This is a genomic window from Ruegeria sp. BF8, assembly GCF_056538625.1.
In genome coordinates, this window is record NZ_JBQFTL010000001.1 from 1,379,994 (window position 1) to 1,406,287 (window position 26,294).

A 26,294-nucleotide genomic window follows, 5' to 3' on the forward strand; every position below is an offset into this window, starting at 1 on the left:
GTACTGCCTCATCCGTTTGGCTGTTGTATTTGTGCGGGTTCAACCCGGTGCCGCCGTGTTTCGGCCTTGCGCGACGGAGCATCGGCACCATTCGACAACAACGCCCTCAAGGGGCGGCAGGAGCTTGGCGGTTCCACCGGCAAACTGATCGAAGGCGGCGCGATGGGTTTTGCTCACGCCGATCAGGACCGGAGTATCTCGCGCCAAGGCCTCGGCTATGAGGGTGCGAAATCCGCGGCCCTCGGCCTCGCTGAGGCCGAACTTGTTCAGCAGAACGATATCGCAACCGTCATCTTGCAACCGAGCGGTCGCGATGCCGACCACGTCCTCGATCGCACCGGCATCCATGCGACACGCGCCTGAGCCCGAACCCAGATCCTGCGTGATCCGGATATTGGGACCATGCGGCAGCAGTCCAAGCGTTGTCTCACAAAACTGGGCGCCAGTATCCGGAATGTTCACACGCAACGCTCCGAGCAAGCGCAGACCTTCTTCCTGCAATCGCGCGGCCACTGTCGCCAGCAAATGATCCGTTCCGCCTGCCTCACTTGCGTCGACACCTGCAAGAAGCATGATTGATCCCCTCTACCGTTCGAACCGTGGAAACAGGACCTGGTTTTCAAGCATCATGTGCCGGTCAATATCCGCCAAAAGGTTCCGCAGCCCATCGTAAAGCCGTCGCCAAGACCCGCAGGCATGTGCGGGCGGTGTCAGGTCAAGGGTGACATGCCGGATCAGAGCGATACTCTCGGCGTGGCCATCGTGATCGGCGCGCATAACCCGGATCGGGTTTTCGATCCCTTCCATGCCGCCCATGCGCATGGCGGGGAACAGGACGATCTCTTCTTTTGCCATGTGCGTTTCCATTTCGGCCGCCAGTTCGGCCAGCGCGCGGACCAACCCTCGGGGGGCTTGGGGGTCGTCTCGGTGAACCAAGGCCACGCGTTCGGCAAGATGTTGAAGCTGTTCAAGCTCGGTCCGGTGTGTTTCGTGATACCGTGTGAGGATGTGATCAATCAGAGCGTCTGTCTCAAGATCAGCTTCGTGCATATCGAAGTTCGTCATGGTCCGTGCTTTCAGGTTCACGACCCGAGCACCCCGAATCGGAATTTGATTTGCGCATTCTGTTTTGCTAATACGCATAGAAAATACCGATTGGAAAACGCGACCATGCGCCTCACCTCATTCACTGACTATGGTCTCCGCATTCTGATGCGGCTGGCTGGCAGCCCGGACCGCCCGTTCTCAACTGGCGAACTTGCGGATGAATTCAAGGTGTCACGCGCCCATCTCGCCAAGGTCATTTCAGCATTGGCCAATGCCGGATACCTCAAAACGCGACGGGGCGGTGGCGGCGGGGCCGTCCTGTCTCGCCCGGCGTCGGACATCCGCTTGGGCGACGTAGTGAGCACTCTGGAGACCGGGCAACCAATCGTTGAGTGTTTCTCGGCCGATGGCAGTGCGTGCACTCTGACTCCATGCTGCCTTTTGAAGGATCGGCTGAAGCAAGCCGAGCAAGCGTTTTTTGACGACCTGAACCGGGCAACACTGGCTGATTGCATCTATCGCCCACCGTGGGAGATTTCGGCGGCGGAATAGCAGCCGGTCTGCCCCTTCGGACAATTCGCCTGGGTTCTCTTAGAACCAATCAGGCTGCGACCACTGTTACCTTTGTGCTTAGACCGGTCAGATCAGATGCCCCCCAATCTCGGCAGCGACGGTCAACCGCACGCCTCTGGAAATTCAGTCAGCTGTTTCTCCGGCGGACTTGCCTGATCCTCCGAATGTCAGACCAAAACTCTTGTGCGGAAAAATGCAGGTTGTAGTCTTGGCAGACTGGCCGGAGAGACCCCATTGGAACTGCAGAGACTCCTTGACGACGCCAAGGCGCTGATTACCGAGGCCCAGCTGGATGACGGCTTTTGGCCCTGTGGTGTGCGGGACATGGTATTGGCCCAGACGCGCCAATCCAAACGCCCGTCATGCTCGGTCGTTGAGCCCATGATCGGGCTGGTGCTTCAGGGCAGCAAGTCGGTGCAGTACGGAACCGAGCATGTCCGTTATGACGCAGGGGACGTCATTGTCGTGGGAAGCGCCCTGCCAATGGTCTCGGGCCTTGTGGATGCCTCGCCCGAAAACCCCTACATCGCCCTGTATATCGGCATCGACATGCGCGTATTGCGGGGCGTCTACACCGACATGGGCGGCACCTCGCTGGACGATGCGGGTCCGGCCCTGGAAAGCGGTCAGGCCGACGCGGAAGTTATTGATTCATTTATACGTCTTTTCCGTCTGCGCCGAGATCCGATCGCAGATCAAACGCTGGGGGCCGCCGCCGTCCGCGAGGTATATTTCCGGGTTCTGCGCAGCGACAAAGGGCGCGCGCTGCGCCGTATCATCCGCGCGGACAGCAAGGCCAACCAGGTCGCCAAGGCAATCGCGCATATCCGCAAAGAGTACCGCTCGACGATCAAAGCCTCGGACTTGGCCGCGATCTCGGGCATGAGCGCGTCGGTATTCTATGACGCTTTCAAACGGGTGACGGCCAACAGTCCGCTGCAGTTCCAGAAAGACCTACGCCTGACCGAGGCCTTCCAACTGCTTCAGCAGACGGGAACGCCTGTATCGAGTGTTGCGCATGCAGTTGGGTATGAAAGCCCGGCCCAATTCAGCCGTGAGTTCGCCAAGAAATTTGGCTTTCCGCCCCGAGAACTGACCCGGGATCACGTGACCTGAGCTGCACGCTTTGCTCTTGGGTTTCGGAGAATCGAGCAAGAGTTGAGGAGGAAGCTCTGTGTCCCACCCGAGGCGGACAGGTTAGGTTCATCCATGATGCAACCGGGCGATGTTGCCCCCGAAATCGCAAGGATACCTGATGGCAGTTCCCGACCAAGTTCCTACAAATTCTGGATTTCACGCAAAAAGCACGGCGGCCGAAGTGCTGGCCGATATCGACCTGACCGGAAAGACCGCAATCGTAACCGGTGGCTACAGCGGTATTGGCCTCGAAACCGTCCGCGCCCTTGCCGACAAGGGGGCCGCGGTGATCGTTCCGGTACGCTCGGAAGCCAAAGCGCAAGAGAGCCTGGCGAGCGTGGATGGCAATGTCAGAACCGCACCGATGGACCTGGCGGATCTTGGTTCGGTCCGACGGTTTACCGAAACGGTATCCAGCGACCTGCAAAACCTGGATCTGCTGATCAACAACGCCGGGATCATGGCGTGCCCCGAGGCCCGTGTTGGACCCGGTTGGGAATCCCAATTCGGTATCTGCCATATGGGCCACTTTGCCCTGACCAAGTTGCTGCTGCCGCTTTTGGAGCAAACGCCGGGCGCGCGGGTCGTTGCTCTTTCCTCGACCGCACACAAGATTTGCGACGTGCATTGGGATGATATCCAGTTCGAAAAGACGGACTACGACAAATGGCAGGCCTATGGCCAAGCAAAAACCGCAAATGCGTTGTTTGCCAACGCCCTGTCCCGCCGTTTGGCAGCGACCGGCGGGTTGGCGTTTTCGGTACATCCCGGTGGGATATTCACCCCTCTGCAACGGCACCTGCCGAAGGAAGAGATGATCGCACTGGGTTGGCTGAACGAGGATGGCGAGCCGTCCGCATTGGCCAAGGAGGGTTTCAAGACGCCCGAACAGGGCGCGTCAACAACGGTTTGGGCGGCGACTTCGCCAAAGCTGGTTGGCAAACCAGGAGTGTATTGCGAGGACGCCGACATTGCTGCCCCGACCGACCCCAACAGCCCGACGGCCCGATATTTTGGGGTCAACGCACATGCCTGCGATGACGCATCAGCCGAAAAGCTGTGGGACATAAGCGAACGGTTACTGCAAGAGGCCTGATACCCACGCAATCCGGTCGGGATGATCCCGGCCGGACTACGCTTCTTAGGGATAAGGCAGCGCCAAGGTTTTAGACCGCAATTTCGCCCCCTGGCCCTCTGCGCTGCCGGTCCCGGCCCGGGCTGGACCTCAACGGTTCAGGCCAAAGCCTGCTCGGGCGCAGGATCGGCGATCAACAGTTCGACATCTGCCACGCTCAGCGCCACAGCCAACTGGCTTGGCGGGACCGTGTCGACGATCAACGTGTCCAAATCCGACAGTTCGCACACTTTGTGCAACTGCTTCTGATTGAACTTCTGGGCATCCAGCAGAAGATGACGTTCCGCAGAACGGCCCAGCATCGCGCGTTTGACAGCGGCGATATCACCGATCGGCTCGCTGGGGCCATCATCGGACAATCCCGACGCGCCGATCATGCAGCGATCGACGTTGAACCGGCCCAGAAACTCCAGCGTTTCGTAACCAACGACGGCAGCCTCGGCGGCAAGATAAGCACCGGGGCAAACAATCACCTCGGCCGCGCTGCCGCCCAGTGTCACGGCCACCGGAATCGAATTCGTGATGACAGTGCAACGTATGTCGCGAAATGCCAATGAGCGCGCCAGCTGAGCGGTTGTCGAGCCCGAGTCGATCATGACCGTCTCACCTTCACGCACAAGGCCAGCGGCGGCGTTTCCGATCCGCTCGCGTTCGGCAACCCGGGCCGCATTGCGCTCGTCCAGACTGAGATAATGCCCTTGTACCGGCGCCGACGCGCCACCGTGCGCACGCGCAATCAGGCCATCTTCGGCCAGCGCGTCAAAATCCCTGCGGACGGTCTCGGTGGATACGTCGAAACTGCGGGCCAGATCACTGATGCGCACATGCGGGCGCAGCTTGAGTTCAAGCAGGATACGTTGGCGACGATCGGACTTTTTCAGCCGATCCCGCCCTTTCTTGCTGTGTTTCTGACGAGTTTTGGCCTTTGACATCTCATTGCCCCGGCTAGACGACAATCAACTTTTGTGGCGTTTGCCTCATTTTTGCAAATATTTTGTTGCATTACCCTCAAACTGGTGATGAAAATCGTCGGACTCACCCCATTGTGGAAGGCAAAATGTTGGCCATGCAACGGCGCAGCGCAAACAAGGTATTGAACGCATGATCGTGCTGGCCACCCATCTGGCGGCCGGCGTCGCCCTGCTTTTGTGGTCTGTCCGGTTGATCCGGACCGGAGTGGAACGAGCGTTCCTGCCCGAGTTGAAACGCGGCCTGAAAATCCTTTCTGAAAATCGAATGTCCGCTGCATTGGGCGGCGGTATGGCAGCGATGCTGATGCAAAGTTCGACTGCGGTTGCTTTGATCGGAGCCGGATTTGCGGTATCGGGCATGCTGGCCCCACCCTCGGCCCTTGCGCTGCTGCTGGGGGCAGAGGTGGGATCCGCCCTGATGGCAAAGGTGCTGACCCTGCCCGTCCAGGCGGTGATGCCATTCGCATTGCTGGTCGGCGTCGTGGTGTTTTTGAAAGCCGGTCGACGGCGGACGAAACAAATCGGGCGCATCACCATCGGTTTTGCCCTGGTGCTGTTGTCGCTTGGAATGATCCGCGAAGCCACAGTGCCAATCGGGGCCAGCCCAATCGTTCAAAGCATTGCTGCATATTTTCAAAGCGACTTGATCAGCGCCTATGTGGTCGGCGCAATTCTGGCGTGGCTCATGCATTCCAGCCTTGCCGCGGTGCTGACCTTTGCCACATTCGCGGCGTCAGCACTGGTTGGCGGCACGGTGGCCGCCGCACTGGTCATCGGTGCCAATCTCGGTGGCGCCGTGATCTCATTCGCCCTGCTCTGGTCTCAGGAGCGCCCGGCCAAGTTGATCGTCCTTGCCAACCTGGTGGCTCGGGCCTGTGTCACTTTGGTGGCGCTGGCCCTGCTGCTGACCGGCGTACTGAACATATCCGCGTTCGGCACAGCGCCCGGTCAACAGGTGGTGATGCTGCACATTGCGATGAATGTCGCCCTTCTGGTCGTTGCGCTGCCATTCACCAACCTGCTGATCCGGTTGGCCGACACGTTCGTTCCCCGCCACTCCAGCATCACCGCCGACAACGTGACAGCATTGGACCCCAGCGCACTGGACCACGTGCCTCTGGCGCTGGCCTGCGCACAGCGCGAACTGCTGCGCATGGCTGAAACGGTTCAGGCGATGCTGGTGCCGACCATTCACCTGTTCCGGAACTGGGACCCCGAACTTACCCGCACCATCGAATTGCGGGAAAACGATGTCGACCGCATGCATTTTGATATCAAAATCTACGTCTCGCGCCTGCGGGAAGGCGATCTGACACCTCAGCAGGAGAAAAAGACACTCGAGCTGGTGTCGATGGCCAACAACCTTGAAGAGGCCGCCGACCGGATCGCGGTCAACCTTGTGGCCCTGGCGAAGAAAATGGCTGACGAGGGCATCACATTTTCCAAGGAAGGTCTGACCGACATTGAACAGTTCCACGATCAGATCACAACGAACGGCCAGTTGGCTCTGAGCATTCTGACCACCGGCGACGCTGAGGCGGCCCGCCAATTGGTGGCCGAAAAGGATCGGATCCGGATTGAAGAGCAATACCTGCAGGAGCGCCACCTGAAGCGCCTGCAAAGTCGGGGTCCGGCCAGCATCGAAACAACCAATATCCACCAGGAGACGCTGCGCCTATTGAAGCAAATCAACGCGGCGCTGGCCTTTGTGGCCTACCCGATCGCCGAAGAGACGGGAGATCTTCTGGAAAGCCGCCTGGCCAAACCGCGGATAATCTCGGACGCGCCTTAGTCACAGCATTCTTCGGATTGTACTTTTTTAGACCGGCAGCTAAGGCTCCCGCCCTTCCGTGATTACAAGGCTTTTCTGGCTTCCTGAACCCGGCAGAATTGACAGTTGGCCCCACCCACATGCTATCGTCATATCAGAATGTTATGACATAAAACCGTTTCTTTGAATTCGAAGCTGTTGAATTGGGAGGTTCTCATGCTGCGACTATACGTCTGTTCAATGCTGCTGACACTCGGCCCGGCAGGCGTTCTCGCCGACGCTGTGCCGACCAAAGAAGCCGCAGAGGGAACCTTTGCCGAGCGTCCGTTCTCGCCCTATGCCAACCGGACATTCCCGGAGCGCCCTCTTTGGGGGGACACGCACCTGCACACCGGGTTGTCACTGGACGCCGGAACGTTCGGGAACACGCTGCTGCCGGATGACGCCTGGCGATTTGCGAAAGGCCAACAGGTCATCTCGTCGACAGGACAACCGGTTCGGCTTGCGCGCCCGCTGGATTGGATGGTTCTCACGGATCACACCGACCTGATGGGGTTTGCCCCGGACCTGCAGGCCGGAAAGCCGGGGGTCTTGGCACATCCCAAGGGTCTGGAATGGTACGAAGGGTACTCTGCGGGCGGAGACGAAGCTGCCAAAGCGGCGTTCGACATCATTTCCAATTTCTCGCAGATGACCCTTCCGGAAGACCTGCTTGAATCATACAGCCCCGGAGCGGACGCCTTTGCGTTTACCTGGGAACATATCGTGATGGCCGCAGAACGGCACAACGACCCGGGCAATTTCACAGCGTTCATCGGTTTCGAATGGACCTCGGTGCCCAAGGGATTCAACCTGCATAGAAACGTCATGCTGCGCGATGGCCCGATCCGTGCGTTGCAGATGGTGCCGCCGGTCACGCAGCCGCCCTATGGGAACACGGATCCGAAGGCACTTTACGAGTGGCTCGAGGAGTACCAGGCCAAGACCGGAGGCCGTGCCGTTGCCTTCGCGCATAACGGCAATCTGTCGAACGGCTGGATGTTCCCGACCGAAGACACCTATCACGGCGGCAAGGTGGATGAGGAATACGTACAGAACCGCGCCAAGTGGGAACCGCATTACGAGGTCACCCAGATCAAGGGTGACGGCGAAGCCCATCCCTATCTCAGCCCTGACGACCCATTTGCCGACTATGAAAACTGGGATGTCGGGAACCTCGATATCTCCGAGCTGAAAACTGATGACATGCTGGCCGGCGAATATGCGCGTGAGGCGCTGAAGCGTGGGCTGATGCTTGAAGAAAAATTCGGCGTGAACCCCTACAAGTTCGGGATGGGCGGCGCGACGGACAGCCATACGTCGCTGGCCACGGCCGAGGAAGACAACTATTTCGGCAAATCCGTAAGTGCCGAGCCGTCGGCCACGCGCGTTTTGCACCCCTTTGTCGAAAGCGATCTGGGCGCCTTTGAGGGGCATACGCTGGTCGCATCGGGCTACACCGCAGTCTGGGCGTCCGAGAATACGCGCTCGGCCATTTTCGACGCGTTCAAGCGGCGCGAGACATACGCCACGACCGGGCCTCGCATCGGGCTTCGTTTCTTCGGCGGATGGGATTTCGATGAGTCCGACCTGCTGACGCGTCTGGTGGCCGATGTGGGATACACCAAAGGGGTGCCGATGGGCGGTGACCTGCGTCCGCCCGAGGGCGAAGGCGCACCGACTTTCCTGATCGGCGCGCTGCGTGACCCCGTCGGTGCGAACCTTGATCGAGTTCAGGTCGTCAAGGGCTGGTTGGATGCAGACGGCGCGCTTCAGGAAAAGGTCTACAACGTGGCCTGGTCCGACGATCGTGCGCTGGATGCCAATGGCAACCTTCCCGAAGTCGGCAATACCGTCGATCTGGATACCGCCAGCTGGAGCAACTCGATCGGCGCATCGGAATTGGTGACCGTTTGGACGGATCCCGACTTCGATCCCAACGCGCGGGCATTCTACTACGTGCGGGTTCTGGAAATCCCGACCCCGCGCTGGGTGCTGTACGACAAGCTTCGTTTTGGAATCGATCTGCCGGCCGAGGCCCAGTTGATCCATCAGGAACGTGCGTATTCGTCACCGATCTGGTACACGCCTGCCAGCGAATGAACCAAGACCGAAACCGGGGGCGCGGGATCGCGCCCTTGGGCCGGGGTCGTTGCTGCAACATCTTCACCCAAGTTGAAATCGGCGATTTGACATGACGGGCCGTTGGGATCAACGATCGGGTATCGAATTGCCAGCAGGTCAGATCTTTCATGCGCTTTTACAAAGAACCGCTGTTCCATTTCATTCTGATCGGGCTGGCCATTTTCGGCTGGTTCTATCTTGTATCCGACGAGGCCGAGCCCCCGGAAGAGGCCGAAACGATCACAATTGACAGCGACGACATCGCGCTTTTGAGAACACGGTTCGAGGCCAGCTGGAAACGCCAACCCACCGACGCCGAGTTGCAGGCGCTGATCGATTCCTGGACCCGCGAAGAAATTCTTGTGCGCGAGGCCCGAAAGCTGGGCTTGGACCGTGGTGATCAGGTGATCCGGGCCCGCCTTGCCCGAAAAATGGAGTTTCTGACTACCGCAATTGCGTCCTCGGTCGCCCCCGAGGAGGCTGTTTTAGAAGAGCATCTGGCCCAGAACGCAGACCGCTTCACGACCCCTACCCTGATCGCGTTTGATCAGATCTATCTGGGTGATGCCCCAGACCCGGACGTCGTCGACGATACTCTGCAGGCGCTGAACGGTGGCGCGGATTGGTCCAGCCTTGGCGTTTCGTCCTTGCTGGCGCGGTCGATGCCACTGACAGCCGCGGGTGCAATCGACACAACCTTTGGTCGCGGGTTTGCGTCACAGCTTGACGGGAGCGAGCCGATGATTTGGATCGGTCCGATCAACTCGGGATACGGGCAACATCTTGTCCGCGTGACCGAAGCAAAGCCCGGTTATCTTCCGCCGCTCGCCGAGATCTACGACTCCGTTCTGAACGATTGGCGCAGGGCGACGGCTCAGGACCTGGCGCAGGCTCAATACGAAAGCCTCGCCGCCCAGTACCGTGTCGAGACACCCGAATCCGCAGAGGGCGGCTCGTGAAGACGGTCTTCTTTGTTCTGCTGAGTTTCTGGCTGGGCATGGTTCCGCAATTCGGCCGAGCACACGCGCTTGACCCCGGCTATCTGGACCTGAACGAACTGGCGCCGGGCACTTGGAGAATCCTTTGGCGTATTCCCGACGTGAACGGACAACCCATGGAGATCGATGCGGTTCTGCCCGACCATTGCGCGCCGGCAAATGGCCCGGAGCCAACAGCGGAAAACCAGGCTTGGGTGTCTTCTTGGATTGCAGAATGTGATGCCGAAATCGCGGGCCATGTTGTGGCCATAGACGGGTTGGAGCGCCAGCAGAACGATGTCTTGCTGCGCGTTCGACCGCTGAACACTGAACCCGTGACGCTCAGATTTACGCCTGATGAGGCCGAATTGATGGTTCCGGCGGAGCCTACGATCTGGTCGGTTTTCAGCAGCTACTTTCTGCTTGGGTTCGAACACATTTTGGGCGGCTGGGACCACCTGTTGTTCGTTTTTGCGCTTTTTGTTCTGGTGCGGAACCCATGGCGGTTGGTCGGTGCGATAACCGCGTTCACAGTCGCGCATTCGCTGACGCTGGCGATGGCGACGCTTGGGTTTCTCAACGTGCCCGCCGGCCCCGTTGAAGCCGTTATTGCTTTGTCCATCGTATTCCTTGCTCTGGAAATCCTGAGGCACAAAGAGGGCGAGCTGCGGTTATCCGAGCAATACCCGTGGATCGTCTGCTTCAGTTTCGGCCTGCTGCATGGGCTTGGCTTTGCCGGTGCTCTGGCTGAAATCGGCCTGCCTTCGCAAGAGATCCCTGCAGCGCTGCTGGCTTTCAACATCGGCGTCGAGGCCGGTCAGCTTGCCTTTATCGCAGTGCTCGCGCTTCTGATTGCGATGTGGCGCCTTATCGCACCACGGAACGCCGATTGGGTGACCCACTTGGCCACCCCGGTGACAGGCTATGCCATCGGGTGCATATCGCTCTATTGGCTGATCGAGCGGGTCAACGGGTTCTGAGCGCCCAAGCGGTCAATTCACAGATCTTTGCATTCCGGCACGGCGGTCAGAACCGATCCGTCCTTGAGATGTTGCAACAGATTGTCGACCGTCAGGTCGCCCATCGCGGCACGCGTTTCGACAGTAGCACTGCCCGCATGCGGCAACAGAACCACGTTTAGCAACTCGCGCAACGCTTGTGGAACGCGAGGTTCATCCTCGAAAACATCCAGCCCCGCCCAGCCCAGCGCACCGCTTTGCAGCGCTTCAATCAAAGCCGCCTCGTCAACGACGGACCCTCGGCTGACATTGATCAGCGTGCCCCCGGCCCCCAACGCCTGCATCACTTCGGCGTTGACCAGCTTGTTGGTCGACGGCCCGCCCGGTGTTATGCAAATCAGCACATCCACGTGTTTGGCCATGTCGACCAGATTGTCGAAATATCGGTATGGCACATCCTTGGGACTGCGGGTGTGATAGGAGATTTCGGGCGACCACGGCGCCAGTTTGTCGGCAATCGCCTGGCCGATGCGGCCAAGCCCCAGAATTCCAACCTTTTGATTGTCGGCTGATCGGGTCAAAGGGGCATTGCCTTCTGTTTCCCATCGCCCCGATCGGACGTATTCATGGTCGCGCACAAGCTCTCGGTAGCAGGCCAGCATCAGCAGAACGGCGGTGGTTGCGACCTCGTTGTTAAGCACATTCGGTGTGTGTGTGACGACAACTCCGCGGGCTGCAGCAGCCGTTGCATCGACCGCATCATATCCAACCCCATAGACGCTGATCATCTTCAGGTTTGTCAGTTGGGCCATCAGGTCGGGCGGCACGCCGTCATGTCCGTTCGTGACCACATGGGTGATGCGCGCGGCATCAAAATCGTCCAGCCGGCGAATATCAAATGCGGCGGACAGCCGATCTTTCATCCGGTCGGTAATCCCGCCGATCTGCAACAGCTCAGTCATCCTGACTGACCTTCTGCCGCTGCAAACCCAGCCCGTCGATCCTCAGGTCCATCACGTCGCCCTTCTTCAAATAGACCGGATCGGGCTTGATCCCCATGCCGACCCCGGGCGGTGTGCCGGTCGAAATCACGTCACCGGGATGAAAGGTGAACAACTGGCTCAGATGCTCGATGATCTCGGCAACCGTAAAGATCATGGTGGCCGTGTTTCCGGTCTGCATCCGCTGGCCGTTCACATCCAGGGACATGCCCAGCGCCTGAGGATCGGGAACCTCATCGCGGGTTACCAGCCACGGACCGGTCGGACCGAACGTGTCGCAGGACTTGCCCTTGGTCCATTGTCCGGTCAGTTGCGTCTGGAAATGCCGCTCGGACACGTCATTGACGATGCAATAACCGGCGACATAGTCCAAAGCATCGGCCTTGGAGACGTATTTCGCCGTTTTCCCGATCACCACACCCAACTCGCATTCCCAATCGGTATGGGTGGACCCGCGCGGCATCACAACGTCATCATAAGGCCCCACGATGGCGGAATTTGCCTTGAAGAACAGGATCGGATGCTTGGGAATATCCGCGCCCGTTTCGGCAGCATGGTCCGAGTAGTTCAGTCCGATGCACAGAAATTTTCCGATCTTGCCCACGCAAGCTCCGATCCGCGGATCCCCTTCAACAATCGGCAGGCTTTCGGGATCAATTGCGCGCAGCCTGTCCAGCACGGCGTCGCCCAGCGTTTCACCGGTGATATCGGTGACATGGGCGGACAAATCCCGCAATTGACCCGCAGAGTCGACCAACGCAGGCTTTTCCGACCCTGCGGCTCCGTAGCGAACAAGTTTCATTTCGGTTCCTTTTAGTGATTGTCCCGCGGCAGGAATTGCCGCGCGATGTCCCTGAATTTGTCGGCGCCCTTCAGCGTCATGCCGCGATCCAGACGATCGACCTTCTCGCGGAAGATCTCCTGCCACGGTGACTGGTCGGGCGGGACCGAATAGCCACCTGCAGCTTCCAGTTCGCGGGCGCGTTCATGCAGCTCCTCCAGCGGAACAAGCATATCCGCCGTCCCTTTGCCCAGATCGATGCGCAACCGGTCGCCATTTCGCACCAGCGCCAGCCCGCCGCCTTCGGCCGCCTCGGGCGAGGCGTTCAGGATCGACGGGCTTCCGGACGTGCCGGACTGGCGCCCATCACCGATGCAGGGCAGCGCATCGACCCCTTGTTTCAACAGGTATGAGGGCGGCCGCATGTTCACCACCTCGGCCGCGCCCGGGTAACCTTTGGGTCCGGCCCCGCGCATGATCAGGATACAGTCTGCATCGATGTTTTCTGCCGGATCATCGATGCGGTGATGAAAGTCCTCAGGCCCGTCAAAAACGACCGCCCGGCCCTCGAATGCATTGGGGTCATCCGGGTTCGACAGGTAGGCCTCGCGGAAAGCGGACGAGATCACCGATGTCTTCATGATCGCGCTTTCGAACAGGTTGCCCGAGAGGTTGATGAACCCGGCCTGATGCTTGACCGGATTTCTCACCGGCTTAATCACGTCGTCGTTCAGCGACCGGCGTGTCCGGCAGTTCTCGCCCATCGACCGGCCGTTGACCGTCAGCGCATCGGGGTTGGGCAGCAATCCGGCATCAATCAACTCACCGACCACGGCAGGGACACCGCCGGCGCGCTGGTAATCTTCTCCAAGGTATTTTCCGGCCGGCTGCATGTTGACCAGCAGCGGTACGTCGTGACCCAGGCTTTGCCAGTCATCGTTGTTGAGAGGAACGCCAAGATGCCGGGCGATCGCATTCAAATGGATCGGCGCGTTCGTCGATCCACCGATCGCCGAGTTGATGACGATCGCATTTTCAAATGCCGCCCGCGTCATGACATCGCTTGGGCGCAGATCCTCCCACACCATCTCGACGATGCGCTTTCCGGTTTCATAGCTGATCTGTCCGCGTTCCCGGTACGGGGCTGGTATCGCGGCGGACCCGGGCAGTTGCATTCCCAAGGCTTCGGCCAGGGAATTCATCGTGGTCGCCGTTCCCATCGTGTTGCAATAGCCAACCGAAGGCGCCGAAGCCGCCGCGATTTCCATGAACTCATCAGTGTCGATCTCACCGGCAGCAAGGTCTTCCCGAGCCTTCCAGATCACGGTTCCCGACCCCGCGCGTTCACCCTTCCACCAGCCGTTCAGCATCGGGCCGACCGACAGAGCGATTGCGGGGATATTGACGGTGGCGGCCGCCATCAACAGCGCCGGCGTGGTCTTGTCGCAACCGATGTTTAGCACCACGCCGTCGATCGGGTAACCAAACAAGCTCTCGACCAGCGAAAGATAGGCCAGATTGCGATCCAGCGAGGCAGTGGGCCGCTTACCCGTTTCCTGAATCGGGTGCACCGGAATTTCGATGCACGTGCCACCAGCCGCGATGATCCCGTCGCGCACACGTTTGGACAATTCCAGGTGGTGGCGGTTGCACGGGCTGAGATCGCTACCCGTTTGCGCAATGCCGATGATTGGCTTGCCGGATTGAAGCTCGGCGCGGGTCAGGCCGTAGTTGAGATACCGCTCCAGATACAGCGCGGTCATCTCGAGGTTGTCCGAGTTCATGAACCATTTCCGCGACCGCAGATCGTCCTTTGTTATCTTCGTCATTGGCCTGACCACCCCCCATCGATTATGTGTGTATGTCCTGTGGTGAAAGCACTCTCATCGCTTGCCAGGTAGACGACCAGTGCCGCTATTTCTTCCGCCTTGGCGACGCGGCCCATGGGCTGGCGAGCCACGAACTGCGCCATGGCCTCTTCCCTGCTGCCCAGCTCTTGGGCCAAAGCCTCGACCCGATCGCGCCAACTGGGGCTGTCGACCGTTCCGGGGCAGATGCAGTTGCAGCGGATGCCCTTCGTGATGAAATCAACCGCAACCGATTTCGTCAGCCCCACAACCGCAGCTTTGGTCACGCCATAGACAAAGCGGTTGGGCGCGCCGATGATCGACCCCAAAGCGGAAGACATGTTGATGATCGAGCCGCCGCCCCGTTCGACCATCCCCGGCAGCACAGCCTTCGTCGTGCGCATCATGGACCGCACGTTGAGGTCCATCGCAAAATCCCACTCTTCATCGGTGGCGTCCAGGATGGTCCCGTGATGCACGAAGCCCGCACAGTTGAACAACACGTCCGGATTTGCCCGCTCAGCCCCCTGAGCGACGCTGGCGTCATCGGTGACGTCCATCTCGAAAATTTCGATATTTTCGAGATTCTCGGACCGAATCGAAGAAAGGTTTTCGAGGTTGATATCCGTCGCAAACACCTGCGCCCCTTCGCGCGCCATTGCAATTGCGCTGGCACGACCGATACCCTGTCCGGCGGCCGTCACAAGGACGCGCTTCCCCACAAGTCTTTCTGACATATGTAAAATTTACCTTTCACTACTTGCGATCAAACACCAGGACCCCGGGCCCGAGTGCGACCGGGCAGCACCAAAAAATTCTGCACGGAAACGCGACAGGCTTTGGCGCAGGAACTTGATGCCGTTAGCGTATGACAGAGATTTTGGTTTGGCTATAACCATGCGTGGTGCGGCCCGAAGGAGGACAAGCAAGCATGAGTGAACAGCGCAAAGTGACCCTTTTGGGCACCGGCCTAATGGGGGCGCCGATGGCACGAAACCTGCTTGCGGCAGGCTTTCCCCTGACCGTTTGGAACCGTAGCGCCGAAAAGGCACGGCCATTGGCGGACCAAGGTGCCACGGTTGCGGACACTCCGGCCCACGCGGTTTCCCAAGCCGATGTGATCGTGACCATGCTGGCCGACGGATACGCAACCGGCGCGCTGCTGGAAGACCCTTCCTTTTGCGACCAGTTGAAATCTGGTGCCGTCTGGATCGACATGTCCAGTGCCAAGCCTGAACATGCCCGCGCGCAGTCTGCCCAACTCGAAACCCTCGGCCTGCGGCATCTGGATGCCCCAGTCTCCGGTGGCACCAAGGGGGCCGAGGCGGGCTCGCTGGCGATCATGGTGGGCGGCGACGAGAAGGTCATGCGGGAGGTACTGCCAATCCTGTCCGCCATGGGGCGCCCCGTGCATGTCGGCCCCAGCGGCGCCGGACAATTGTGCAAACTAGCCAATCAGACAATCGTGGCCGTCACGATTTCCGCCGTTGCCGAGGCAACCCTGCTGGCCGAACAAGGTGGCGCAGACCCGGCTGCTTTGCGCGCCGCGCTTCGCGGTGGGTTTGCCGACAGCGTGATCCTGCAGCAGCACGGGGAACGCATGTCCAACCGGGACTTCGTTCCCGGCGGACTCTCGAAGTTTCAGCTGAAGGATCTGGACAACACCTTGGCTGAGGCGCGCGGTCTGGGCCTGGAACTGCCCAATACGCAAGCCGTACGCGACCGGTTCGAATACCTGATAAACGAAATGGATGGGGCCGGGCTGGATCATTCTGCGCTCTACCTCGAACTCAGAAAACGGAATGGCATGTCGTGACGCATATCCTCATCATCGGCGGCGGTGGAATGCTGGGGCAGAAACTGGCGCATCACATTTCGGCCGAACAGACCTTTGGCCCGGACGCCCGTGTATCATTGTTCGACCTTTCATTTCCGGCCGAGGGTGCACCGGGAGAAAAAACCGTTGGCGACATCGCGGTCCCAAACTCGGCCAAGCTTCTGGCCGCTCAGCGCCCTGACGTGATCTTTCATCTGGCCGCGATTGTCTCGGGTCAGGCAGAAGCTGATTTTGGCCTTGGTTGGGACGTCAACCTGATGACGACCTGGGCACTGTTGAACGCATTGAAGGACGAGCATGACGCCACCAGCGGCGCCTACCGCCCGCGGCTGGTCTTCGCTTCGTCCATAGCCGTCTTTGGCGCCCCTTTCCCCGTAAGGATCGACGATGAATTCCTGTGCGCCCCTCTGACCAGCTACGGGGCGCAGAAGGCTGCGTCCGAGTTGATGATTTCCGACTTCAGTCGAAAAGGATACATCGACGGCATCTCCCTGCGGCTGCCGACGCTGTGCGTGCGGCCCGGCAAGGCAAATGCCGCCGCTTCCTCCTTCTTTTCGGGTATCATTCGAGAGCCCCTGAACGGGCTTGAGGCGGTTCTGCCGGTCGACGACACCGTTCGCCACTGGCACGCCAGCCCTCGGGCAGCGGCAAGATTTCTGACCCGCGCGGCCGATCTTGATACGAAGCTGCTGAACGACCGGCGCGCCCTGAACATGCCCGGCATCAGTTGTACGGTCGCCGAACAGATCGAAGCTCTGCGCACTGTCGCCGGTCAAGACGCGGTCAACCTGATAAAGCATGTTCCCGACCCGGACATAGAGCGCATTGTCAAAGGCTGGCCACGCGACTTTCAAACCGACCGCGCGCTTGAGCTGGGCTTCCGCGCAGAGTCGAGCTTTGAAGACATCATCCGCGCTTATCTTGAGGATGACTTCCGCGCTTAGTCGCCCATCGTCTTGCCTGTAAGGTGGCGCTTGAGGTGGTCATGAATCTTCTGCTTGGTCAGTTGCTCATCGCCGGACAATGCGGCCTCGAGGATGTCGGCGTGATGCCGGATGTTCTCTGAGATGAACTCGAACCGCCGGTCCGCCACCATCAGCTGCTGCCGGAATTGCGCGTAAATTCGGCCGTGCATCTGCTTCAACGTTTCCGATCCGCAGGCCGAGATCAGCGTTTGATGGAATTCCTTTTCCGAGGCAAACCAGATCTCGATCAGCTCGCTGGGGTCGTCGGTGGCATGAATGCGCTTTTCGATATGGCTCAGTTTGTGATGCGCCGCGGTCAGTCTGGCTTCCCAATCCACCCCGCCGTTGCGGATCGACATTGCGGTGCCTTCTCCCTCCAGCAAAACGCGGATGTGGGTCAGCTCGATCAGTTTTTGCGGCGAACGCTTCGGGACGCGAAAGCCCTTCTGCTCCTGAAAGTCCACCAAACCCACCGATGACAAACGAAAAAGAACTTCGCGAACCGTGCTGGCCGAGCACCCATAGTCCTTGCGCAACTCTTCGGCCCGAACCTTGGCACCATGCTCGAATCCGTTCGAGATCAGACGCATTTTAAGGTGCTGATAAATATCTACTTCTTCATTCATTCCGGTTTGCACCTTTCAGGTCTGGCCACTTAGTGTCCTAATCATATTTTCGATTTATTGCAATAATCTCGAAATTCTTGAAAATTTCATATTTTACTTGTTGCATTCGATTCGACCGCTTAACGTCTAGCAGCGTGTCGACAAGGGAGGCGGCAAGATCTCCTACCCGGCGCACTGCTCAACGTCTGGGAGGACAATATGAAAATAGTCAAGACAGCGGCTGTTGCGGCCGTAGCAACGACGATGGCGGCCGGTTTCGCGGTGGCTGAAACGACCAAGCTGAGAATTCAAACCCATTTCTCGCCCGAGACGCTGTCCGGGCAGATGGCGGCAAAATACGTCGAAGACATCCAGGAAATGTCGAACGGCGAGATCGAAGTCGAGATGTTCTACTCGTCCTCGGTGGTCAAATCGGTCGAAACCTTCGATGCCGCGGCGACAGGCATCCTCGACTGCGACATGACCGGCGGCGGCTATCAAACCGGTAAAAACCCGGCCTTCCAGTTCGCGGGCGATCTGCTGGGCGGTTACCAGAACCCCTATCAGCAAATGGCATGGCTGCTGCACGGTGGCGGCAGAGATGCGGTCAATGACCTGTACAACGGCTACGACATGGAATTCATCGGCTGGTGGATCCCGGGACCGGAATCGCTGGCCTCGACCAAGCCGATCGCCAAGGTCGATGACTTCAAAGACTGGAAATTCCGTTCGCCCCCGGGCTTGGCCACCAAGGTCTTTGCCGAGCTGGGCGCATCGCCGATCGTGATGGACTTCAACGAAATCTTCACCGCTCTGGAAACCGGCATCATCGACGGCGCGGATGCTGCGAACCTGACCAACAACGTGGGGCTGGGTCTGTACGAAATCGCCGGTCACACGAACTATCCCGGCTTCCACTCGATGCCCGCAGACCACCTGGCCTGCCGCAAGGACGTTTGGGACGCGATGCCTGCACATCACAAAAAGATCATGGAAGTCGCGATGGACAGTCTGGCGCTGCACAATGCGACGATCAACGAAGTGCAGAACGCTCAGACCGCCAAGGACCTGAAGGCCAAAGGCGTTCAGCTGTATGAGTGGTCGCCGGAAGATCTGGCCGCCTACCGCGCAGCCGTTCAGGTCGGGTGGACCGAGTTCGCCACGACCCCAGAGGCCAAGGCGCTGTTGGAAAGCCACATCAACTTCCTGCGCGATCTGGGCGCAATGCAATAATCGGGCTTCGGCCATTCAACGACAATCGGAAAGGCCGTGCTGACGGCCTCTCCGAATGTGCCCGGGACCCTGCATTTCATGAAAATCACCAAGATCACCAGCCATGTACTGCAGTACGAGATGCCCGAAGTCCTGGGGTATTCGCAGCAGTATTATGACAAGCGCACAACCCATCTGGTCGAGGTTCAAACCGACGAAGGCGTGACCGGCTGGGGAGAGTGTTTTGGCCCCGGCAACGTAGCAAGAGCCAACAAATCCATCGTTGAACAGGTCATTCAGCCGATGGTTCTGGGGCTGGACCCTTTGGACAAGGACGTGATCTGGCACAAGGTGTACAACCTTCTGCGAGATCATGGGCAAGGCGGAATGCCGATACAGGCGCTGTCCGGCGTGGACATCGCCCTTTGGGACATCGTCGGCAAGGTGGCCGGTTTGCCGCTGCACAAACTCATCGGCGGCGCGCATCGGACAAGCGTTCCCTGCTACGGCTACGGGATGATGCTGCGGGATGAGCTGATCGCCGACCTTGCCGCCCGGTTCAAGGACGAAGCCGCAACGATCAAGGACATGGGGTTTGTCGCCACCAAGATGAAGACCGGGTTCGGACCCAAACCGGACGTGCAGCTCTGCGAGGCGGTGCGTCGCGGGGTTGGAGAAGACTTCCCCTTCATGGTCGACGCAAATCATGCCTACACGACCTCGGACGCGTTTTATGTGGGCCGTGCCTTGGAAGAGCTTGACGCCTATTGGTTTGAAGAACCGGTGGCCCCTGAGGATCTTGACGGCTATCGCGAACTGCGCGCGGGGCTGAAGGTCAATATCTCCGGCGGCGAGGCTGTGTTCAATCGCTGGGCATGGCGCGCGCTTCTCGAAAACCGCAGTGTCGATATCGCTCAGCCCGAAGTGTGCGCGTTGGGCGGAATCTCTGAGTATCTGCGGGTACTTGCGCTGTGCCACGCGCACTTCACCCCGGTCGTCAATCACGTCTGGGGAAGTGCGGTTGCTGTGGCTACCAACCTGCATCTGCTCGCGGCAATGCCGGCAATGCCGGGCGGTCTGCACCCGTGGGAACCGATGTTGGAATTCGACACCACGGACAACAAATTCCGCGACGATCTGCTGACCGTTCCGCTGGAGATACAGAAACAAGTCAAGGCCAACAACGGCCGCGTGACGATCCCGACCGGCCCCGGATTGGGCGTCGAGCCGGACCTGGAATTTATCGATCACCACCGGATCGACGGATAAGGACGAGGGCTACGTGATGCAAAAAAACTCAGGCGGAATACTGGAGTGGCTCATCCCGCTCGCCTTCGTCGCGACGGCCAGTTGGCTCGTCTGGCATCTGCCGGCCTTCCTGTTGGACTGGCTGCCCTACACGTCCGAATCTCTGAAAAGCCAGGTAACGGAAATCTATCTGCGCAGCGACGTGACGCCCGAAATGACCGGGGTTTTCGGCGGATTTGTCGATATTGTCGATATCGGCGCGCTTATACTGTTGCCGATCCTTGCGGTGATCGGAACCAAGACCGTCCAGCCGGCCGCGATGGAATACGAGGGTACGGCTGCGATGGACCGCTTCGCCCTGTTCATCGGCCGGGTCACGATGATGATGATCGCCATCATGACGGTGGTGATGCTGTACGAAGTCTTCATGCGCTACATCCTCGAAAAGCCGACCGAATGGGCCAACGAGATGACGCTGTGGTTCGCCAGCTTCGTATTCCTGATGTCCGGCTACTATGCCATGCAGCAACGCAGCCATATCCGGATCTTTCTGCTGTATGATGCGGTTCCTCGCTGGTTGCAGCGGGTGTTCGACACGATCTCGACCATCCTGATCGTGATGTTCGCGTTCTTTCTGGTCTACGGCAGCTATCAGCAGGTTTTCGTCAACAAACTCTACAAATGGGAGCTATATGGCTCGGCCTTCAACCCGCCGATCCCGGCGACGTTGCAGCCCATGGTCCTGATCGTGATCACCCTGGTCGCCATGCAGGCCGTTCTGAACCTGATCGCGGATTGGAACAAAGAACCGGAAATCCACACGGATGAACCGGACGAAGACGAAATTGAAATGATCAAACGAGCGGTGGGACAAGACTGATGGATATTGGAACGATCTCACTCATCCTGATGGTCGCCCTGATCGTGCTTCTGGCGATCGGGATGCCCCTGGGTCTGGCCTCGGCCTCGCTTGCGGTTCTGGTTCTTGTTCTGAAGTTCGAGCCGGCACTTCTTTTGAACCCGTTTTCATTCGGCGATGGCATTCTGACCGGACGCCCCGGGACTGGGCCACTCTATATTCTGGCGCAGAAGATATATGGGCTCTTAACGGACTACGTGCTCATATCCGTGCCATTGTTCATCTTCATGGCATCGCTGCTGGAGCGATCCGGGATCGCGCGCGACATGTATTCGTCGCTGAATGTCTGGCTGTCCAGAACGCGCGGCGGCATTGCGATCGTGACCTCGATCATGGCGGTGATCATGGCAGCCATGTCCGGCATCATCGGTGGTGAGGTTGTCCTGCTGGGTCTGATCGCCCTGCCCCAGATGCTGCGCCTCGGCTACGATCAGAACCTCGCCATCGGCGTCATCTGCGCCTCGGGGTCGCTGGGGACCATGATCCCGCCCTCGATCGTTCTGATCATCTATGGGCTGATCACCGAAACCTCGATCAAGTCGCTGTTCACGGCGTCTTTCATTCCCGGCTTCATGCTGGCCTCGATGATCATCCTGTACATCATCATTCGCACGCGGCTGAATCCTCACCACGCGCCGCTTCCGGAACCGGACCCGAGCGACCCCGAACCGGCTGAAAAGCGCAAACTGTTTGCCGCCTTCATGAGCATCGTCGTCGCCGGATTTTCCACCGTTCTGTTTATCCGGGCCGCGTTTTTCGAGCTTTCCGGCTCGAACGCTGCCAGCCAAGGCGAGCCCGCGCGATTGGGGACAGCTGACTACCTGCCCTGGTTTGCCGGTATTACGATCGTCGCCCTTCTGCTGATCTTCTTCGTCTTTGGCAGAGAGCGCGCCAAAATCGGGTGGGAAATGGGCAAAGGCCTCGTCGCGCCGCTGGTCGTCATCGGCGTCGTTCTCGGCTCGATCTATGGCGGGATCACAGGCATCACCGAGGCAGCAGGCATGGGCGCCTTCGCCGTTCTGATCATCGCCATCCTGCGGGGCGAAGGATCGTTCGAGCTGGTTTGGGACAGCTTGATGCGAACGCTCAAATCCACAGGCACCATCATCTGGGTCACCATCGGCGCCGCCGCGCTGGCGGGTGCCTACACCATTGCCGGCGGGCCCCAATACGTGGCCGATCTGATCGTCGGGCAGGACCTGCCGACCATGCTGGTCATTCTGGTTATGATGCTGATCCTGCTGTTCATGGGCGCGTTTATGGATTGGGTCGGCATCGTGCTGTTGATCATCCCGGTCTTTCTGCCGATCGTTCTGCGCCTTCCCATCGAGGAAATCGGACTCATCGGCCAGTTGCAGCCCAGCCATGTCGCGATCTGGTTCGGCGTCGTGTTCTGTATGAACATGCAGGTCAGCTTCCTGTCGCCCCCGTTCGGCCCGGCGGCGTTCTACCTGAAATCGGTGGCCCCGCCGCATATCAGCCTGACGGATATCTTCCGCGGCTTCCTGCCATTCATCGGGATCCAGCTGCTGGCGCTTTCCGTTCTTCTGATCTGGCCGGGCATCATCGCGCTGCTTTTGTGAGGTTGCACCCATGCTGACACAAGATCAGATTGGCAAGTTCCAGACGGACGGATACCTCGTGGTCGAGGATGTAATTCCCGGTGACGTCCTTGATCGGGTGCAAGCCGAATACTCGGATGTCCTGAACCGGCTCTTTGACGGTTGGTACGAAAAAGGGCTGGTCAAGGACGAACCATCCGGGATGTCATTCTGGGACAAACTTCTGTCCGCTTATCAGGCCGGTTGCGACTATTTCCAGCCGCTGGACATCTCATTGCCCGGCGACCGGATCATGGCTGACACACCGTTTCATATAGGACCCGCAGTGTTCGACTTGCTGACGGCCCAGCCCATGCTTGACATCGTCGAGCAGTTGATCGGGCCAGAGTTGGTCAGCAATCCGATCCAGCACGTTCGGCTGAAGCCCCCTGCCCTCAAGCTGTCCAAGGACGAGGTGCGGGCGCATATAACCGCAACGGACTGGCATCAGGACCGGGCAGTTGCGTTGGAGGATGCGGACCAGACCGACATGGTCACGGTCTGGATTGCCGTCAACGATGCAACGGTCGAAAACGGCTGCCTGCAAGTGCTGCCTAAGGCAAAGGGCCAATCCATCCTGCCGCATTGCGCGCGGACGCAGACGGGCATTGCCGACGGATTCATTGACGAAGAGCGAGCCGTGCCCTTGCCCGTCAAGGCAGGCGGGGTCATCCTGTTTCATCCTCTGACGCCACATGCGTCGTTGGTCAACGAAACGGACCGGTTCCGCTGGTCGTTCGACATCCGCTTCAGTGCGGCAGGCCAGCCCACCGGTCGAGACCATTTCCCCAGCTTCATCGCAAGGTCCAGATCGCGCCCCGAAACCGAGCTGCGGGATTGGCGTGTCTGCAAATCCAATTGGGAGGCGGCGCGATCAAGGCTGTCCGGACAGCCGCATATAGATATTCACCGGTGGACATCGGACTCGCCGTTCTGCGCCTAGCTGCAGCCGCCAGGAAAGCTGATTATGACTTTTGTACGTTTAGATCGAACGGATAGTGTGGTGGTTGCAACTCGGCTGCTGGAGGCCGGCAGCGTGGTTGAAGGCGTCACGACCAATGCGCGCATCCCATCGGGCCACAAGGTCGCCACGGCGACCCTTGCACCCGGCGATCCGGTCAGAAAATACGCCCAGATCATTGGTTACGCCACCCAACCGATCCACCCCGGCGATCATGTACACACCCATAATGTCGAGTTCCGAAACACCAGCGTGGACTATGAGTTTGCGACGGATCACAGGCCTATGAGACCCGCCACCTCGGTCGATACGTTCATGGGCTACCATCGGGACAGCGGTCGGGTCGGCACGCGCAATTACATTGCGGTTCTGACCACCGTAAACTGTTCTGCTACGGCGGCCCGCATGATCGCTAACCACTTCACGCCGGACAAGCTTGCCGCGTATCCGAATGTCGACGGAGTGGTGGCCTTTGTCCACGGAACGGGCTGCGGAATGGCAGATTCCGGCGACGGTTTCGAAGCTCTTCAACGGGTCATGTGGGGGTTTGCAAAACATCCCAACCACGCTGCCGTTCTGATGGTCGGTCTGGGCTGCGAAATGAACCAGATCGACTGGCTGCTGGACGCATATGGGTTGAAGCAGAGTCCAACCTTCCAGACGATGAACATCCAAAACGTTGCCGGGTTGCGTCGGACCGTGGAAATGGGCATCAGCAAGATCAACCAGATGCTGCCCATTGCCAATGAGGCAAAGCGCAGAGAAGCCCCGGCGTCTGAACTGATGGTTGCGCTGCAATGTGGTGGATCGGACGCTTGGTCCGGTGTGACGGCGAACCCGGCGCTCGGACATGCCTGCGACCTGTTGGTCGCTCAAGATGGCACGGGTGTCCTCGCGGAGACGCCCGAAATCTACGGAGCCGAACATCTTTTGACCCGCCGTGCCCTTGACCGCGCAACTGGGGAAAAACTGATCGGACTGATCGATTGGTGGCAGGACTACACCGCCCGCAATCACGGTTCGATGGACAACAACCCAAGCCCCGGCAACAAGCAAGGGGGTCTGACGACCATCCTCGAGAAATCGCTGGGGGCTGCGGCGAAGGGCGGAACCACCCCTTTGACCGGTGTATTCAAATACGCCGAACCCATCACCGCCAAAGGCTTCACCTTCATGGACAGCCCCGGATACGACCCGGCCTCGGTGACCGGCCAGATCGCGGCCGGGTGCAACCTTGTGTGTTTTACCACGGGGCGCGGGTCGGCCTTTGGGTCCAAACCGGCACCAACACTGAAAATCGCCACCAATTCCGAATTGGCGGCGCGTATGCCCGAAGACATGGACGTGGACGCGGGCGACATTCTGACCAAAGGCGTCAGCGTCGAAGAAAAAGGACAGGAGATATACCGACGGCTGCTCCAAGTCGCCTCCGGCGCGCGAACCAAGTCCGAGGCACAGGGCTTGGGTGATTACGAATTCGTTCCCTGGCAAATCGGAGCGGTGATGTGAAACAGATCCTCGTAGCCGGCGGCGGATTGATCGGTATCCGCCACGTCCGCGCCGTCATTGAGCATCCCGGCTGCACGTTGGTCGGGTTGGCCGATCCGGATGGCTCAATCCAGATCGACGCGCCGCGTTTTGCCAGTATGGACGAGGTGCAGGACACAGTGGATGGTGTCATCATCGCGACGCCGACCCGCCTGCATGCCGAACATGGCATTCTGGCCGCATCCCGCGGTTGGAATATGCTGATCGAAAAGCCGGTTGCCGCGTCGGTCGATGATGCCCTGCGCCTTAAGACGGCCGTTAGCGAGGCCAATGTCCGCAGCCTGGTCGGCCACCATAGGCGGTACCACACAACCTTGCAGCACCTGAAGGAGGTGATCGCGCAAGGTACGATCGGACAAGTCATCAACGTCTCGTTGCTGTGGGCCATGCGTAAACCCGACAGCTATTTTGAACAGAACTGGCGGACTTCCGATGGCAGCCCGGTGATGATCAATCTCGTGCACGATATCGATGTCCTGCGCTTTGTGATCGGAGAAATCTCGGATGTCGTCGCCCTGCCCGGCGCGTCGATCCGCGGATCGGATCGGATCGAAAGCGGCGCTGTCGCGATCGCATTCGAAAACGGCGCGACGGGTACCATCAGCTTTGCCGACACCGCGCCCAGCCCTTGGGGGTTTGAAGCCGGAACCGGCGAAAATCCGAACATCGGCACGACCCGCCAGGACATGATGTGGATCACGGGAACCAGGGGCGCCTTCAGTTTTCCATCCATGACCCTGTGGCGCGGACAGGATTGGGGCACTGCGGCCCAAAAAGACCAACTTCCAAGGCCGGACCAGACACGCACACCGCTGGAGGCGCAACTGGATCACTTCCTTGACGTGATCGATGGCGCCCCACCTTTGATCGACGTCCGGGATGCAGCCCGGACGCTCGAAGTCACATCACGCATCGAACAGGAGCTGAAGGCGCGAACCGCTCGAGCGCGGGCGCCGGCCTGACTGAGACGCGGCAGAGCAAAATTTCGGACCATTCAAAAGACCAATGACTATTCCCCGGGCAATATGAGCAATCA

Annotated in this window: 24 protein-coding genes; 16 read left to right on the top strand and 8 right to left on the bottom strand. The window is 59.3% G+C overall.

All coding sequences use genetic code 11. The features are described 5' to 3' along the window. Window positions 1-39: 39 nt before the first annotated feature. Window positions 40-573, bottom strand: a complete 534-nt coding sequence (locus ACR0LD_RS06880; RefSeq protein ID WP_480636125.1) for a DUF2478 domain-containing protein — start codon at window positions 571-573, stop codon at window positions 40-42. A 12-nt stretch (window positions 574-585) separates the two neighbouring features. Further along, entirely contained in the window at window positions 586-1,065 is a 480-nt protein-coding gene (locus ACR0LD_RS06885; RefSeq protein ID WP_254437057.1) for a hemerythrin domain-containing protein, read from the bottom strand. Window positions 1,066-1,170: 105 nt separating this feature from the next. Between ACR0LD_RS06885 and ACR0LD_RS06890 the strand changes: the two genes are divergently transcribed. From ACR0LD_RS06890 to ACR0LD_RS06900, 3 genes are all read left to right on the top strand, one after another. Continuing rightward, the gene (locus ACR0LD_RS06890) at window positions 1,171-1,599 is read left to right on the top strand and encodes an RrF2 family transcriptional regulator (RefSeq protein ID WP_480636127.1); all 429 of its coding nucleotides are present in this window, start codon (window positions 1,171-1,173) and stop codon (window positions 1,597-1,599) included. A 255-nt stretch (window positions 1,600-1,854) separates the two neighbouring features. Continuing rightward, window positions 1,855-2,736: an AraC family transcriptional regulator gene (locus tag ACR0LD_RS06895; RefSeq protein ID WP_480636129.1), complete on the top strand. Its 882-nt coding sequence runs from the start codon at window positions 1,855-1,857 to the stop codon at window positions 2,734-2,736. A gap of 139 nt (window positions 2,737-2,875) precedes the next feature. Continuing rightward, window positions 2,876-3,853, top strand: coding sequence for an oxidoreductase (locus ACR0LD_RS06900; RefSeq protein WP_480636131.1), 978 nt, complete (start codon window positions 2,876-2,878; stop codon window positions 3,851-3,853). Window positions 3,854-3,990: 137 nt separating this feature from the next. Here ACR0LD_RS06900 and ACR0LD_RS06905 read toward each other — a convergent pair whose 3' ends face one another. After that, on the bottom strand, window positions 3,991-4,824 hold the full coding sequence (locus ACR0LD_RS06905; RefSeq protein WP_480636133.1) for a DeoR/GlpR family DNA-binding transcription regulator: 834 nt from the start codon (window positions 4,822-4,824) through the stop codon (window positions 3,991-3,993). A gap of 169 nt (window positions 4,825-4,993) precedes the next feature. On the opposite strand from ACR0LD_RS06905, the gene ACR0LD_RS06910 reads away from it, so the two are divergent. The 4 genes from ACR0LD_RS06910 (at window position 4,994) to ACR0LD_RS06925 (ending at window position 10,754) form a co-directional block, all read left to right on the top strand. Continuing rightward, window positions 4,994-6,655: a Na/Pi cotransporter family protein gene (locus ACR0LD_RS06910; RefSeq protein ID WP_480636135.1), complete on the top strand. Its 1,662-nt coding sequence runs from the start codon at window positions 4,994-4,996 to the stop codon at window positions 6,653-6,655. A 195-nt stretch (window positions 6,656-6,850) separates the two neighbouring features. Beyond that, the gene (locus tag ACR0LD_RS06915) at window positions 6,851-8,776 is read left to right on the top strand and encodes a DUF3604 domain-containing protein (protein WP_244952398.1); all 1,926 of its coding nucleotides are present in this window, start codon (window positions 6,851-6,853) and stop codon (window positions 8,774-8,776) included. 149 nt (window positions 8,777-8,925) lie between these two features. Continuing rightward, window positions 8,926-9,756 carry a peptidyl-prolyl cis-trans isomerase gene (locus ACR0LD_RS06920; protein ID WP_170389682.1) on the top strand — a complete coding sequence of 277 codons (831 nt, stop codon included), beginning with the start codon at window positions 8,926-8,928 and terminating at the stop codon, window positions 9,754-9,756. After that, window positions 9,753-10,754 carry a HupE/UreJ family protein gene (locus tag ACR0LD_RS06925; protein ID WP_480636137.1) on the top strand — a complete coding sequence of 334 codons (1,002 nt, stop codon included), beginning with the start codon at window positions 9,753-9,755 and terminating at the stop codon, window positions 10,752-10,754. The genes ACR0LD_RS06920 and ACR0LD_RS06925 overlap by 4 nt, the downstream gene beginning before the upstream one ends. Window positions 10,755-10,771: 17 nt before the next feature. On the opposite strand, the gene ACR0LD_RS06930 is transcribed toward ACR0LD_RS06925, so the two are convergent. Genes ACR0LD_RS06930 through ACR0LD_RS06945 form a run of 4 tightly spaced genes read right to left on the bottom strand, consistent with a single transcriptional unit; the run spans window position 10,772 to window position 15,099 of the window. After that, complete coding sequence (locus ACR0LD_RS06930) at window positions 10,772-11,695, bottom strand: 2-hydroxyacid dehydrogenase (protein WP_480636139.1); 924 nt, start codon at window positions 11,693-11,695, stop codon at window positions 10,772-10,774. Beyond that, on the bottom strand, window positions 11,688-12,536 hold the full coding sequence (locus ACR0LD_RS06935) for a fumarylacetoacetate hydrolase family protein (RefSeq protein WP_480636141.1): 849 nt from the start codon (window positions 12,534-12,536) through the stop codon (window positions 11,688-11,690). The genes ACR0LD_RS06930 and ACR0LD_RS06935 overlap by 8 nt, the downstream gene beginning before the upstream one ends. Window positions 12,537-12,547: 11 nt before the next feature. Next, window positions 12,548-14,344, bottom strand: coding sequence for an IlvD/Edd family dehydratase (locus ACR0LD_RS06940; RefSeq protein WP_480636143.1), 1,797 nt, complete (start codon window positions 14,342-14,344; stop codon window positions 12,548-12,550). Then, window positions 14,341-15,099, bottom strand: a complete 759-nt coding sequence (locus ACR0LD_RS06945; protein WP_170366877.1) for an SDR family oxidoreductase — start codon at window positions 15,097-15,099, stop codon at window positions 14,341-14,343. Before ACR0LD_RS06945 ends, ACR0LD_RS06940 begins: the two co-directional genes overlap by 4 nt. Window positions 15,100-15,293: 194 nt before the next feature. On the opposite strand from ACR0LD_RS06945, the gene ACR0LD_RS06950 reads away from it, so the two are divergent. Continuing rightward, the gene (locus tag ACR0LD_RS06950) at window positions 15,294-16,178 is read left to right on the top strand and encodes an NAD(P)-dependent oxidoreductase (protein ID WP_480636145.1); all 885 of its coding nucleotides are present in this window, start codon (window positions 15,294-15,296) and stop codon (window positions 16,176-16,178) included. Next, a complete protein-coding gene (gene denD, locus ACR0LD_RS06955) occupies window positions 16,175-17,143 on the top strand; it encodes a D-erythronate dehydrogenase (protein WP_480636147.1) in 969 nt (322 codons plus the stop codon). Before ACR0LD_RS06950 ends, denD begins: the two co-directional genes overlap by 4 nt. On the opposite strand, the gene ACR0LD_RS06960 is transcribed toward denD, so the two are convergent. Continuing rightward, window positions 17,140-17,790 (bottom strand): GntR family transcriptional regulator, encoded by a 651-nt coding sequence (locus tag ACR0LD_RS06960; RefSeq protein ID WP_170389667.1) that lies wholly within the window; start codon window positions 17,788-17,790, stop codon window positions 17,140-17,142. The two genes, denD and ACR0LD_RS06960, sit on opposite strands and share 4 nt — an antisense overlap. A 198-nt stretch (window positions 17,791-17,988) precedes the next feature. Between ACR0LD_RS06960 and ACR0LD_RS06965 the strand changes: the two genes are divergently transcribed. The 7 genes from ACR0LD_RS06965 to ACR0LD_RS06995 all read left to right on the top strand — a co-directional run bounded on the left by ACR0LD_RS06965 (window position 17,989) and on the right by ACR0LD_RS06995 (window position 26,220). Then, window positions 17,989-19,002 (top strand): TRAP transporter substrate-binding protein, encoded by a 1,014-nt coding sequence (locus ACR0LD_RS06965; protein ID WP_093961716.1) that lies wholly within the window; start codon window positions 17,989-17,991, stop codon window positions 19,000-19,002. A 78-nt stretch (window positions 19,003-19,080) separates the two neighbouring features. Then, entirely contained in the window at window positions 19,081-20,250 is a 1,170-nt protein-coding gene (locus tag ACR0LD_RS06970) for a mandelate racemase/muconate lactonizing enzyme family protein (protein WP_480636150.1), read from the top strand. Window positions 20,251-20,266: 16 nt separating this feature from the next. Then, on the top strand, window positions 20,267-21,109 hold the full coding sequence (locus ACR0LD_RS06975; protein WP_480636152.1) for a TRAP transporter small permease subunit: 843 nt from the start codon (window positions 20,267-20,269) through the stop codon (window positions 21,107-21,109). After that, complete coding sequence (locus ACR0LD_RS06980; protein WP_480636153.1) at window positions 21,109-22,731, top strand: TRAP transporter large permease; 1,623 nt, start codon at window positions 21,109-21,111, stop codon at window positions 22,729-22,731. The genes ACR0LD_RS06975 and ACR0LD_RS06980 overlap by 1 nt, the downstream gene beginning before the upstream one ends. A 10-nt stretch (window positions 22,732-22,741) precedes the next feature. Next, window positions 22,742-23,692: a phytanoyl-CoA dioxygenase family protein gene (locus ACR0LD_RS06985; protein WP_170598189.1), complete on the top strand. Its 951-nt coding sequence runs from the start codon at window positions 22,742-22,744 to the stop codon at window positions 23,690-23,692. A 24-nt stretch (window positions 23,693-23,716) separates the two neighbouring features. Continuing rightward, window positions 23,717-25,219: a UxaA family hydrolase gene (locus tag ACR0LD_RS06990; RefSeq protein ID WP_480636154.1), complete on the top strand. Its 1,503-nt coding sequence runs from the start codon at window positions 23,717-23,719 to the stop codon at window positions 25,217-25,219. Beyond that, window positions 25,216-26,220 carry a Gfo/Idh/MocA family oxidoreductase gene (locus tag ACR0LD_RS06995; RefSeq protein WP_170366870.1) on the top strand — a complete coding sequence of 335 codons (1,005 nt, stop codon included), beginning with the start codon at window positions 25,216-25,218 and terminating at the stop codon, window positions 26,218-26,220. Before ACR0LD_RS06990 ends, ACR0LD_RS06995 begins: the two co-directional genes overlap by 4 nt. Window positions 26,221-26,294: the final 74 nt, after the last annotated feature.